The organism is Ruminococcus flavefaciens ATCC 19208 (genome assembly GCF_000518765.1).
GTDB lineage: Bacteria > Bacillota > Clostridia > Oscillospirales > Ruminococcaceae > Ruminococcus > Ruminococcus flavefaciens.
Window position 1 is genome coordinate 65260 of the sequence record NZ_KI912494.1, and the last position, 13820, is coordinate 79079.

At 43.9% G+C, this 13820-nt stretch carries 11 protein-coding genes; 2 read left to right on the plus strand and 9 right to left on the minus strand.

Annotation, left to right across the window (positions count from 1 at the left end):
- Nucleotides 1–193 precede the first annotated feature (193 nt).
- The 8 genes from L870_RS0115935 to L870_RS0115970 all read right to left on the minus strand — a co-directional run bounded on the left by L870_RS0115935 (nucleotide 194) and on the right by L870_RS0115970 (nucleotide 8357).
- Nucleotides 194–922 carry a hypothetical protein gene (locus L870_RS0115935; RefSeq protein WP_028518994.1) on the minus strand — a complete coding sequence of 243 codons (729 nt, stop codon included), beginning with the start codon at nucleotides 920–922 and terminating at the stop codon, nucleotides 194–196.
- A 349-nt stretch (nucleotides 923–1271) separates the two neighbouring features.
- Entirely contained in the window at nucleotides 1272–2381 is a 1110-nt protein-coding gene (locus L870_RS20095) for an anti-sigma-I factor RsgI family protein (protein ID WP_028518995.1), read from the minus strand.
- A complete protein-coding gene (locus L870_RS0115945; RefSeq protein WP_028518996.1) occupies nucleotides 2378–3100 on the minus strand; it encodes a sigma-70 family RNA polymerase sigma factor in 723 nt (240 codons plus the stop codon). The genes L870_RS20095 and L870_RS0115945 overlap by 4 nt, the downstream gene beginning before the upstream one ends.
- A gap of 184 nt (nucleotides 3101–3284) precedes the next feature.
- Complete coding sequence (locus tag L870_RS0115950) at nucleotides 3285–4961, minus strand: AMP-binding protein (protein WP_028518997.1); 1677 nt, start codon at nucleotides 4959–4961, stop codon at nucleotides 3285–3287.
- Nucleotides 4962–5002: 41 nt separating this feature from the next.
- Nucleotides 5003–5548, minus strand: coding sequence for a helix-turn-helix domain-containing protein (locus L870_RS0115955; protein ID WP_028518998.1), 546 nt, complete (start codon nucleotides 5546–5548; stop codon nucleotides 5003–5005).
- A 251-nt stretch (nucleotides 5549–5799) separates the two neighbouring features.
- Entirely contained in the window at nucleotides 5800–6669 is an 870-nt protein-coding gene (locus L870_RS0115960; RefSeq protein ID WP_028518999.1) for a metal ABC transporter permease, read from the minus strand.
- On the minus strand, nucleotides 6662–7384 hold the full coding sequence (locus L870_RS0115965; protein WP_028519000.1) for a metal ABC transporter ATP-binding protein: 723 nt from the start codon (nucleotides 7382–7384) through the stop codon (nucleotides 6662–6664). Before L870_RS0115965 ends, L870_RS0115960 begins: the two co-directional genes overlap by 8 nt.
- Before the next feature lies 1 nt (nucleotide 7385).
- Entirely contained in the window at nucleotides 7386–8357 is a 972-nt protein-coding gene (locus L870_RS0115970; protein ID WP_028519001.1) for a metal ABC transporter substrate-binding protein, read from the minus strand.
- 243 nt (nucleotides 8358–8600) lie between these two features.
- Here L870_RS0115970 and L870_RS0115975 point away from each other — a divergent pair, with 243 nt between their 5' ends.
- Complete coding sequence (locus L870_RS0115975) at nucleotides 8601–9062, plus strand: hypothetical protein (RefSeq protein ID WP_028519002.1); 462 nt, start codon at nucleotides 8601–8603, stop codon at nucleotides 9060–9062.
- Between the two features lie 37 nt (nucleotides 9063–9099).
- Here the strand turns inward: L870_RS0115975 and L870_RS0115980 are convergent, their stop codons facing one another.
- The gene (locus L870_RS0115980) at nucleotides 9100–10677 is read right to left on the minus strand and encodes a CotH kinase family protein (RefSeq protein ID WP_028519003.1); all 1578 of its coding nucleotides are present in this window, start codon (nucleotides 10675–10677) and stop codon (nucleotides 9100–9102) included.
- A 612-nt stretch (nucleotides 10678–11289) separates the two neighbouring features.
- Between L870_RS0115980 and bglS the strand changes: the two genes are divergently transcribed.
- Entirely contained in the window at nucleotides 11290–13728 is a 2439-nt protein-coding gene (gene bglS / locus L870_RS20175) for a beta-glucanase (protein WP_051411618.1), read from the plus strand.
- Nucleotides 13729–13820: the final 92 nt, after the last annotated feature.

Here is a 13820-nt window from a genome sequence, read left to right on the forward strand (position 1 = left end):
AAGGGGGCAGCGTCACGCTGCAAAAAAACACCTCAGGAAAGTGATCCTGAGGTGTTCTTTTGATTATTCCTTTTGCTGTACCTTACCGTAAATACAGCATTCAAGAGTAAATGGGGATAGGGGATTGGATAGAAAACCATCTGTCCTATGGGGAATCTATATGATAGAGAGGACAGTTTTATTTAATCAGCAATTATTCGCTGATCTCAGCGTCAGTTGTAGCCTCAGCCTCTGTTGTTGTCTCAGCAGCAGCAGCCTTCTCAGCAGCTTCGCGGAGGTGTGGAGGCATTGGAGGCTCTGGCTTCTCGCCGTCCTTAGGTCCTACAGGAGGAGCTGGTGGCTCTGGCTTTTCGCCATCCTCAGGAGCTACAGGAGGTGCCGGTGGCTCTGGCTTCTCGCCATCTTCGAGCTCAGCAGGAGCTACAGGCGGAGCAGGTGGCTCAGGCTTCTCACCGTCTTCAAGCTCAGCAGGAGCTACAGGCGGTACAGGTGGCTCTGGCTTCTCAACTTCTTCCTTAACAGGCTTTGTGAAGTCAACGTGAACCTTTACCTTTTCGATCTTGTCCCAGTTTTCCTTGAGAGTATCTGTGATAACATCATACTTCTCAACGTTGATGAGATCCTTGATGTTGTTGAAGAACTCTGTAACATCGAGATCTACAGGACCGAGTGGCTTTTCAGCCTCTACAGGTGCAATTACAACTGCCTCAGCTGTTGTCTCTTCAGTTGCCTCTGTCTCTTCATTAGCTTCCTCAGCTACAGCAGTAGTCTCTTCAACAGCTTCTGCTGTTGTCTCTTCTACTACTACCTCATCAGTAGTTTTTGCTTCCGGTGATGCTGTTGCTGCATATACAGTTACGCCTGTTGCTAATGAAAGAACAGAAACAGCTGCGATTGCGGAAAAGATTTTCTTGTTTCTCATTGTGGGTTACTCCTTTACAATTTAATTATTTTTAACTCCGTGCCGGGAGTTTAAAAGCTTTGTTTTGCTTTACATAAACAGATTACGAAGTGGGATACAAAAAAAAGGGGTATTACGGAAATTTTTTTCAAAAAAAATTCAAAGTTCTGTAATATCTCGGTATATAGCTTAAAAAACGTGATAATATTTTTTTGAGAAGTAGATTTTTTAGTAGATTGTGATTAGTTGTTAGTTATTAGTTAGAAGTGATGTGATACATTTCCTTATGATTTTATAATGTATAAAAAAGCTCCCGAAGTGATCGGTGGATCAATTCGGGAACTTTTTATTTATATATATTCATGTTTTCTTACGGGGTTATTGGCGGCTTAGGCGGGAGCTCCGCTTCCGGAGAGGGTGGTTCGGGAGCAGGAGTATCTGCCTTTGGAGTTTCAGCCGCTGTTAAGGATTCTTCCTCCTGTTTTGCTTCGGGCAGGAGCATTACAGGATTTATACCACTGAAGCTTATTCGCAGGTCTTTATCTGTTTCAGCGGATAGCTTTTCGTGAATCTCATGTTCAGGGTGTGGGAGCTCGCTCTCGTTTGGGAGAGCAGGCTTTGCAGGCTCAGCAGGAGTCTCAGGCTTCGGTGCCTCGTTTTTGCCTGCATCGGGAGCCTTTGGAGGCTCGGGTTCTGGTGCAGGAGGAGCAGGTGTGTCTGACTTGCTGTTGTCAGTCTTTGGAGGCTGTACAGCAGGTGGTGCAGGAGGATCTGCAGGAGCAGGAGGTGTGACTGCTGTCTGAGCTGACTTTTCAGGTGTATCTATTTTATCTGTATCCTTTATATCAGGCTTCTTTTCAGTTTCAGGCTTAGGCGGATCAGGCTTCTTGACAGCTTCTGTGGGTTTTGTATTCTTTTTCAGGCTGTCTATACCGTGTACCTCTACCTTCATATCGGTGATACCATTTTCAAGGTCTGACTTTATGCTGCGGTAATCATCGGAATTATCAGACGAAATATATACATCTATGGTATCTCCGTCTGAGATATAGCCTTTTTCCTTTTCAAGCTCTATTATCTCATTTGCAACTGTAAGTTTATCCTTGCCTTTGCCGTCGTAGTCTTTAAGTATGTCTTTTCCCATTTCGCTGTCGGTGATGATATGTAATACCTTGCCCTTCTTGTTTACTTCCATCCTGATATTTGCATCAGATGAGATAAGTACAGTCGAATGAGGCTTCAGGTTGCGTGAATAATATATCGAGCCGGCAGAAGCGAAGATGACAAGACAAGCTGCGGCAGCAATGAATTTTCCTGCGGTGAATGATATTCTTCTTGCCGTATGTTCTTCGTTCATAATGATCGGATCTGTGACGGACTGTCCAATCTCATAGTGCATATTGGCAGCGTTTACAAAACGTGATTCTTCGTCCATAAGAACTGCGTAACCTTCATGACATTCCATAACTATATATTTCATACTTTTTCACCACCTTTGAGTACCTGCATGATGTGTCCGCGCATTATCTCATAGCCGTTTGTACATATGAGCAGTACAGCTACAAGATATCTTCTGTGCCTTTCGAGTGATTTCCTTTCCACATCTGCTCCCTCTGCTATCTTTGCAAGGGGAACACGTTTCGTTCTCAGAAAATCCTCGAGAATATCGGGGTTGTTTCTGGCGTATGCAACGGCTTTCTTGCATATTTCAAGAGTGCGCCGCTGACGGGGAGAGTTTTCAGCAACATCGGTCATGGATACACCGAAGTCGTTCATCTGTGCAGAAAGCTCTTCTATTTCTTGTTTGGTCGCCTCGCGAATCTCATTTTCTTCGTAGTCGTCGTGCTCATCGCGAATTGTATCCTTCAGGTCTGTTTTTTCGTCATCAGAAACGTCAAGCGAGATCTGTCCTTTATTACGTTTTTCTTTTCTGTAGTTGTCGATCAGGCGGTTCTTTATCTGCAATGCTGCAAATTTAAGGAAAGAGCCGCGAAGCTTTGAATAATTCTTTATAGCTTCATAAAATGCGAACATAGCTATACTTAACTCGTCATCGCTCTGTTCGGGCGGACGATTGAGGAATTTTGCGGTTTCTGATTTTATAAACGGCATATAATCTGAGATAAGTTCGTCTGCCGCGTGGCTGTCTTCTTTTGCCTTGTAGACCCGGGATATGATTTGATGCGCATCAAAATTCATATTTGCCACCCCCAATATTACTTATAGTTTACGCATTGATAATTTGAAAAACGGGGTATTTGCGAAAAAAGTTTTTATTTGTTAGTGCATAGTATAACTAACCACTAACAACTGATCACTGTGTTTATTCTAAAACAGCCATAAAGATGCGGTTGCTTCTTTATGGCTGCCTGAAAGTACATGATTATTTCTGAACGTTTTCTTCGTCCTGATGACGTATCTGGGCACGTTTTATCTTGCCGCCGAGAGTCTTTGGCAGCTCCTTAACGTACTCGATAACACGAGGATACTTGTATGGCGCAGTCTCACGCTTAACGTGATCCTGAAGCTCCTTTGTGAGCTCGGGCGAAGGAGTGTATCCCTCAGCAAGTACGACAGTTGCCTTTACTACCTGTCCTCTGATTGGATCGGGAGCACCTGTGATAGCTGATTCAACTACAGCAGGGTGAGTGAGAAGTGCGCTCTCTACCTCGAATGGTCCGATACGGTAGCCCGAGCACTTGATAACATCGTCGTTTCTTCCTACGAACCAGTAATATCCCTTGGAGTCGCGCCATGCTACGTCGCCTGTATCGTAATTCTTTCCGCCGAGAACAGCCTCTGTGAGCTCGGGGTTCTTGTAGTAGCCGCAGAAGAGTCCTGTAGGACGTTCCTTGTCGATGTCGCATACCATGATGCTGCCCTCTTCACCGTCCTCAGCCTCTGTTCCGTCAGCGCGGAGCAGGTGGATATTATAAAGAGGTGAAGGCTTTCCTGTTGAGCCCGGCTTAGGATCTATCCACGGGAAGTTTGCGATAAGTACAGTACCCTCTGTCTGACCGAAGCCCTCGCGCATCTTCTTGCCTGTGAGCTCATAGATACGGTTGAATACCTCAGGATTGAGAGGCTCACCTGCGTTGCAGAAGTTCTGGATAGATGAAAGGTCGTACTTTGTCATATCCTCCTGAAGCATAAATCTGTACATTGTAGGAGGTGCGCAGAAAGTAGTCAGCTTGTAGTGGCTGATAACCTCAAGGATATCCTTTGCATTGAATCTGCCTGTGAAGTCATAAGCGAACTGAATAGCACCGCATATCCACTGTCCGTATATCTTGCCCCAGCCGAATTTTGCCCAGCCTGAGTCGGAAATAGACATATGGAGCTTGTTTTCCTGTACCTGATGCCAGTATTTAGCGGTAACGATATGACCGAGAGGGTGTGCAAAGTTGTGACATACCATTTTGGGCATACCTGTTGAGCCCGATGTGAAGTATATCAGCATAGTATCGGTTACCTTTGTAGCTTCTTCGCCTGTAGGACGCTCAAATGTATCAGGGTACTTTGCAATCTCGTCCTCGAAATAGTCCCAGCCTTCACGCGGCTCTGCAACTGCTATCTTCTTGCGGAGAGTCTTTATCTCGGGAGCAGCTGCATCTATCTGTCCGCGGATATACTCGTCATCGCAGGCGATGATAGCTGATATCTCTGCCATATTTCCGCGGTATGAGATATCATGTGTGGTGAACAGAAGATTTCCCGGGATAAGGATAACGCCAAGCTTGTGAAGTGCAGTAGCTATTACCCAGTATTCCCAGCGGCGGCGAAGTATCAGAAGGACAACATCGCCTTTTTTGAGCCCGAGACTTTTGAAATAGTGACAAGTCTGGTTCGAGAGCTTGGAAATATCTGTAAATGTAAAGGTGCGCTCCTGTTTATCGTGGCTGAGCCAGATGAGAGCCTTCTTTTCAGGCTCCTGCTTAGCCCATTCGTCAACGATATCCCAGCCGAAATTGAAGTCTTCGGGAACATTAACGCGGTAATTTTCCTTGAAATCCTCGTAAGAATCAAATTCTATACGGGGAAGGTAGCGGTCTAAAAGCATGATAATAAATACTCCTTTTTATGTAAGCGTAATACAGCCGATCATTCGGCAATAACGGTAAGAAATCTTGCTTTGCTGTCTCCGACGCAGCGCTGTCCGTGAAGGTATGTAGGGTTGAAGTAAATAGAGTCGCCCTCGTTAAGGATTATCTCCTGATCTTCAAACGTGACGGCTATAGTGCCCTTGAGCACAAGATTGAATTCCTGTCCCGAATGAGAAACCAGCTTTGCAGGTTCATCGGAAGGCTCAAGAGTTACGAGAAGAGGCTGCATTACCTTATCTGCATAGCGGAAAGCAAGATCCTTGAAGCGGTATCCCTCGTAACGGCTTATACTTCTGCCCTTGCCGCGGCGGACGACGTGGAATGTGTCGATACGGCTTGGTTCGCCTGTGACCAGTTCATTGAAGTCCACTCCGAACTTGTTTGCGATCTCATAGATGACGCTTATGGGAAAATCACCATTTTCTTCATAGCCTGCATACTGCTCTGTAGTAAGTCCCAGCTCCTTTGCAAGCTTTTCCTGTGTGTAGTCACATATCTCGCGGAGCTCGCGGATACGTGCGGTGATCTCATTGATAGGTTCCATAGCGTGACCTCCTTTGGAATAATTATTAACAGCAGATAGCTGATCATCCTGCCTCATGGAAGAAGTTTTATGCTTTTCATGCATTTTTATGTTAAAATCAGACAATCAGTTTTTATTCTGTGTATGTAACTTTTATTATACCATTTTTTGTAAAGGCTTGTCAAGGTTTTGCACTTAGTAATCAGGCGATACTGCAAAAAAATACTTCCGTATTATGCGGAAGTATTTTCGGTATATATGTTTTGTGAGCATTATTTTCCTCTCTTCAGCACCATTGAAGTAATGGTGAATATGAAAAATACGCATATATCTGCGGAAACTATAGTCGAGCCTACGGGAGTTCCCACAAGTATTGATACGATTATTCCCGTTGCTGCACATATGAGCGAGATGACCACAGAGCAGATTATTACGCTTCTGAAGCTCTTGAAAATTCGCATTGCCGAAAGGGCAGGGAAGATTATAAGTGCCGAAATAAGCAGCGAGCCGACGAAATTCATTGCAATAACGATAATAACTGCAATTACAATGGCAATCAGAAGATTGTACATATCAGAACGTACTCCCGTAGCCTTTGCGAAGTTTTCATCAAATGTAACTGCAAATATCTTATTGTAGAATATAAGGAAAATTGCTACGACTATCACTGACATTGCAACACATACCCACACATCTGTAAGTGAAAGGGTGAGTATTGATGTTGAACCGAAAAGGGTGCTGCATACGTCTGCGGAAACATTGCTGGTCATTCGCTTATTGCCGCTCTGAGCAGCTATATTCATCATCATATAGCCGACGGCGAGTGCGCCTACGGATATCATTGCTACTGCCGCATCGCCCTTTATTTTTGTGTTGCTGCCTGTACGCAGGAGCAGTACGGCTGAGATTATAGTAACAGGCATGATGATGAGCATATTGTTGGTTACGCCTGTTATGGTTGCGACTGCCATTGCGCCGAATGCAACGTGGGAAAGTCCGTCACCGATGAATGAAAAACGCTTCATTACGAGAGTAACGCCAAGGAGCGAGGAACAGAGAGCTATGAGAAGTCCTACTATCATGGCGTATCTTACGTAGGGGTACTGGAAGTACATCTGGAGCTTGTCTATCATCTCACTCATCGTCATCACCTCCCATTACAGCGAGGAAAGCCTGTCCTGTCTTGCTGGTGAGGTAGTCCTCTTTAGTGCCGAAGAACAGCTGCTTTCTGCCTACATGAAGGATATGGGAAGCGTACTTCACAGCCGCGTTCATGTCGTGGGATACCATTATTACGGTTATACCGTCCTTTTTGTTGAGGCTGTCGATAAGCTCGTACATCTCATTGGTAGCCTTGGGGTCGAGACCTGTTACGGGCTCGTCAAGGAGTATCATTTTTCTTGCTGCGCACAGTGCTCTTGCAAGAAGGACTCTCTGCTGCTGTCCGCCCGAAAGCTCCCTGTAGCAGCGTTTGGCAAGGGGCTCTATCTCAAGTCTGTGCATCATATCGTGGGCGAGCTTCTTTTCTTCCTTATTGTAAAAAGGGCGGAAGCCGCATCTGCTCATGCAGCCTGACTGCACTATCTCACGTACAGAGGCAGGAAAGTCACGCTGTACGACTGTCTGCTGCGGCAGATAGCCTATCTCGTTCTTGCCGACTTCGCCGCAGAGAGTGATACTGCCGCTGAGCTGCGGTTTTAATCCGAGAAGCGCCTTTATGAGCGTACTCTTTCCCGAGCCGTTTTCACCGACGATACAAAGGTAATCACCGCTGTTTACAGTGAAATTGAGGTTTTTCGTAACAACATCTCCCTCATAGCCGAGAGAGACGTTTTCGCATTTTAACAATGCTCCCATATTAATCAAGCACCTTCTTTAAAGTTTCGAGGTCATTATTCATCAGCGAAAGATAGGTGGCTCCGTTCTTTATATCGTCCGAAGTTACGGACTGGAGGGAATTGAGCTTTTCTATCTTTGCGTTGTTGCTGCCAGAGCTGCTTATTATAGACTTTGCTATGGCGTCGTTTGAGTTTTCTATTATAAATACAGTATCAAGCTTGAAATCGTCAAGCTTTTCCGCAAGCTTTGCAATAGTCTCGAAGCTTGCTTCTGTCTCGGCTGAGCAGCCTGTGAATGCTGCGTAGTAGTCGAGTCCGTAATCCTCAACAAGATAGCGGAAAGGGAAGCGGTCGCCGAAAAGCAGTGTTTTAACCTTTGCCTTTTCAGCCATTTCTGTGTAGTCACTGTCGAGAGCTTTGAGCTTATCTGTGTAGGCTGCAAGGTTAGCCTTGTATGTATCAGCGTTTGCAGAGTCGAGCTCGCACAGTTTATTGCAGATATCATTGCATATCAGTTCCGCATTTCTGAGCGAGAGCCATACGTGTTCATCGTACTCCGGCTCATCTTCGTCATGGTAGTGTTCTTCTTCCATGCCTTCCTTGTGTTCTTCGAGTTTTATATTATCATTTACAGCTTCAAAAAGCTTTACTATTTTCATATTTTTGTTGGTCTTTGTTCTGAGAGCGTCATCTACCCAGCTTTCCGACTCGCCGCCTACATATATGAACATATCACAGTCCGAGATAGTCATTATATCCTGAGCACTGGGCTGATAATTATGTATGTCCATACCGCTTTCAAGAAGATAGGTGATGTCCGCACTGTCGGTATCTCCTATTATCTCCCTTGTCCAGTCGTATTCCGAGAAATTTGTGCATACTATGCTCAGCTTGCCGTCTCCTGCGGGCTTTTTAGCTGCACAGCCTATGAGCATGGCAGAAAGTAACACGGGAACAAGCAGTGCCGCAGCGCTTTTTTTCTTTGATGTCATTCCATTCTCCTTTAACCGTAGGTTATCCCCGCCTGCGGCGGGGATAATAAGTCCGTATCATATGAATATGATAATCATTTTCAAATCATATTATACTTTATTTATCAGGCTGTGTCAAGTGCCCCGTGTTAATTTCATATAACTTTCATTTTCTTGGCTTTATGATTTGTGCGCGATATACTTGACAATAGGTGAGTTTTCGTGTATAATATACTCGTAAATTTGATATAGGGGGGCGGTATTATGCCAAAAACAACAAAAGATAAAGAGCTGGATAAAATGTACAAGGATCTCCTTGAGAGCCGTGACAGTATCCACGCAAGAAAAGATGAGGGCAGCAGACTGCTTAAATTTTTTGTGGGACTGCTCATGCTGGGCGGCGGCTTGTTCATGATATTCCAGAATATACAAGTAGAGAGTACGTGGGGATACGGCGGCTATTTCTTCAGGATAGGCGGCTTCGGGCTTCCGAACGGACTTATAATGCTTCCGATAGTTGCAGGTATAGCAATGCTCTTCCTTATGGACAGGAAGATATTCGGCTGGGTAGTTCTTTCTATCGGAATAGTTATCGTACTTCTCAGTGTAATGATGACGACTCACCTGAGATGGCGCAGTACGAACGCTTATGTGTTTATAATAATGTTTGGACTTGTGGCAGCAGGCGGCGGCATGGTGCTGAGAGAGCTTTTCAGAAAAGATTAAAAAGTAAGACCGGTGAACTTGTTTCACCGGTCTTTTTTCATTTGTGCCACTCGGAGTTGAGGAACTCTATTCGGCTTTGCAGCCACTTTAAAAGATAATCTGCTGCATCTTTTTCGTTAAGGCAGTCCAGAGCTTCATCTGAAAGCTCGAATGCAAACTGCTGATTCATAATTATATTGTTCCATTTTTTATAGTTTTCCTTGAAATCTGCCTGATGGCTTTCACTTTCGTTCTGTATCATCTTGCAGGTCTGCTCGAAAATTCCGCTGTCATAAGCTCGTGTCCATGTATCCTTTATCATGTCACGGTACCAGTCCTCATAAGCAAGGACTGCAAGCCATGGATTGATTGAATCCTTTCCCACATCAGGATCGGGAACGATATTCGATGCATAATAGCCGTAACCGTCGGTGCAGCGCGGTCTGTTGCCCATAGAGGAATCGAAGTCCCACGGAGCTTCAAATCTCAGCTTTTTGCTGCCGTCAGCACTGAAATCAGCGTCCATATAGAAGCTTGACCACGCTACATCAGCATCACAGGCAAGCTCGCTGACAATATACATATCCACAAGGGACTGTACATCGACTACATTCTCTACAGCCTGCTGAGGAGTTATGGATTTTGTCTCTGCTATGTTTTTGTATTCGTCATCAAACACAAAGGCTTTGTCATTATAGGCGGCTTCGTACATTATTTTATAGGTGTTATTTACGAAATTCTCGATAAAATCGTGCTGCTCCTGAGAATTGATATCACTTTTTATTGTTACGCCAAGAGGCTTTTTGATAGTTCCGCCTGCGCTGAGACATTTTATAGTTCTTCCGCTTCCGTCATTGCCGTCATAAGGCTTGAGCAGGGCATTATTGTTAAGGTCGAGGGGAAAGCTTTGAAGCTCTTCTTCGTTCTCGAAATATCCGTCAAATTCAAGGAAATATCCTGTATCTGTGCCTGTGTAGTCCTTTTTCGGAGTATTGATATTTACTCTGTTTTCAGCCGCCTGCTGCTGCTCGGTGAGGAGGTAAACGCCCATGTATTTGCCGTTGATCTCCACATTTACAAGCTGTGAATCGGCAGAATAAAGACCGTCCTCCTTTAGTATCTGACGTGCAGCAAAAAGCGTGGCCTTGTTTCTGAGCATTGAGCCGTCTTTGTATTCGGCAAGCAGTACCCAGTTCTTGAATTCTGCACCGTCGTTGAGTCCGAGAAGATTGGCCTTTTTATCGAATTTTATCCTCAGCGGCTTTTTGGGATAATTTGTGGTCCAGTTGCCTCTGACCTTTACCTGAGCGGCGCGGGGCTCAAGTGTGCTGCTTCCGTCCTTTGTTGACAGCTTTACGTAGCAGTCCTCATAGTATGGCTCGGGAGTAGTTGCATAGCTCGGCTCAAATGGAGCCATACTTTCCGCAACGTGCTTGGCAATGGGCTTAGTCACGAAGTCCATTACGTTTTCGTCCTGACTTTTGGTTTGTATTGATAAAAGCGGGAGAGTCAGGTCCTCCGATACTGAACTTGCAGCAAATTCGGGGATCTTTTCTTCCGCTTTCTTGTTTGCGGAACAGCCGAACAGAAATGCGGCTGACAGGCACAACGATAATGCCTTTTTTATTTTATTCATAACAGAAACTCCTAACAGAATTAATAAGTTGATTGTAGCATATTATTGAAGAAAAATCAATGCTTTTAGTATAAAATAGCAAGATGTGTATAACATATAGTTTTAAAAATATGGGCATTTGTGTCTTTAAATTTATATTTATAATGTATTAAGAGCATTATTTAAATGAACAGGAGGGTATACAGCCGACTATTTAGTTTACTGATATCAATAAATAATCTTTGAATTTAAATACAGTCTTTACGAAATATCAGTATTTTATAAAAAATAGTAATCTGAATACCTTATTTAAAAAATCGCACTAAAAGCGGCTTATGACAAAAAATGGTATAGTTAAAAGATGTTGTATTTTAATGCTGAAAGTGACAATCAACAGTATAAAGCTAAAAACAGACATTTTTCAGCAGTGTGAAATTGGGTCGAAAAAATTATACTTTTTGATTTTTATTGCTATTTTGGCCGCAATATTTGACCGATTATGTTTTTGACCGCAATAAATGACTTGTGACAGTTATAGTAATTTAATTATAATTAAGTTAGAAATAAAAACAGCAAATTATACCGAGGGTATTACAAAATCCAATTTCTCATTTTAAAAAAGGAGTGATTTAGTTGAAGCTTAATAAGATCAAAAAGATCATCGGCGCAGGTGCATCCGCAATGATGATCGCAGCTGCTATCCCTGCTGTTGCATCAGCTGCTGACCAGCAGACAAGAGGTAATATCGGCGGATACGACTACGAAATGTGGAACCAGAACGGTCAGGGTCAGGCATCAATGAATCCGGGTGCAGGCTCTTTCACCTGCTCATGGAGCAATATTGAAAACTTCCTTGCACGTATGGGTAAAAACTACGACAGCCAGAAGAAGAACTATAAGGCTTTCGGAAATATCGTCCTCACATACGATGTTGAATACACACCAAGAGGAAATTCTTATATGTGCGTTTACGGATGGACAAGAAATCCTCTTATGGAATATTACATCGTTGAAGGCTGGGGCGACTGGAGACCACCCGGAAATGACGGTGAAAATAAGGGTACTGTAACTCTTAACGGAAATACATATGATATACGCAAGTCAATGCGTTACAATCAGCCATCACTCGATGGTACAGCTACATTCCCACAGTACTGGAGTGTTCGTACAACAAGCGGTTCGGCTAATAACCAGACAAACTATATGAAGGGCACTATCGACGTATCTAAGCACTTCGAGGCTTGGGAAAAAGCAGGTCTTGACATGTCAGGTACACTTTACGAGGTATCCCTTAACATTGAAGGTTACAGATCAAACGGTTCTGCTAATGTAAAGAGTGTAACTGTTACAGAAGGTGCAGGCGGCGGTGGCGGCCAGCAGTCAAATGACTGGGGCGGTCAGCAGCAGAACAACGACTGGAACAACCAGGGCCAGCAGAATAATGACTGGAACAATTGGAACAATCAGAACCAGAATAATGACTGGAATAACTGGGGACAGAATAACGACTGGAACAACAACTGGAACCAGAACAATGACTGGAACAACTGGGGACAGCAGAATAACGACTGGAATAACCAGAACAACAACTGGAACCAGAACAATAACTGGAACCAGAACAATGACTGGAACAACTGGGGTCAGAATAATGACTGGAACAACCAGAACAAAAATAATACATGGGACTGGAACAACCAGAACAACAACCAGTGGAACGGCGTTGTAAACAACGATTGGAACAACCAGAACAACAATTGGGACTGGAACAACAATAACCAGTGGAACCAGAATAATAACTGGAATAACAACAACCAGTGGAACCAGAATAATAACTGGAATAACAACAACCAGTGGAACGGCGTTGTAAACAACGATTGGAACAACCAGAACAACAATTGGGACTGGAACAACAATAACCAGTGGAACCAGAATAATAACTGGAATAACAACAACCAGTGGAATCAGAATAACGACTGGAACAACTGGAATAATCAGAACCAGAACAACACTTGGGACTGGAATAACCAGAATAACAACCAGTGGAACGGCGTTGTAAACAATGATTGGAACAATAATAACTGGGACTGGAATAATCAGAACAACTGGAACCAGAACAATGACTGGAACAACCAGAATAATAACTGGAACCAGAACAACGACTGGAACAACCAGAATAACAACTGGAACCAGAACAACGACTGGAACAACCAGAATAACAACTGGAACCAGAACAACGACTGGAATAACCAGAATAACGACTGGAATAACTGGAACAACCAGAATCAGAACAACACATGGGACTGGAATAATCAGAACAATAACCAGTGGAACGGCGTTGTAAATAACGACTGGAACAACAATAACTGGAATCAGAACAATAACCAGAATCAGGGCAATAATAACAGTGCGTCAACAGGCAGCTTCAACAGCAATGCTACTATGGCAGACGACTTCAGAACAGGTTCTTCACGTTACTTCATTGCTTCTGACGGCTGGACAAACGGCGATCCTTTCGACTGCGGCTGGTACAAGTCACAGACAGCTTTCAGAAACGGAGCTCTTGAGCTTACTATCGACAGAGACAACACAGGCAAGTATCACTATGCAGGTGCTGAGTACAGAACCAATGATTTCTATGGTTTCGGCTATTATGAGACCTCAATGCAGGCTATGAAGAACACAGGTGTTAACTCATCATTCTTCACATATACAGGTCCTTCAGACAACAATCCTTGGGACGAGATAGATATTGAGATTCTCGGTAAGGATACTACAAAGGTTCAGTTCAACTACTATACAAACGGACAGGGAAATCATGAGAAGATGTACGATCTCGGATTCGACTCTTCACAGGGCTTCCACACATTTGGCTTTGACTGGCAGCGCGACCACATAACATGGTATGTTGACGGCAAGGCAGTATATACAGCTTATGATAACATTCCTCAGACTCCCGGTAAGATCATGATGAACGCATGGCCGGGTGTAGGTGTTGATGACTGGCTTGGTCCATACGACGGAAAGACTCCTCTCACAGCACGTTATCAGTGGGCTACTTACAACAAGCAGTGATCGCTTATAAATGCCAAATAGGTGTTTGCCTATAAAAAAGACCGCGTTTCTTGATTGAAGCGCGGTCTTTTATTATTGTATTGTTTGATGTT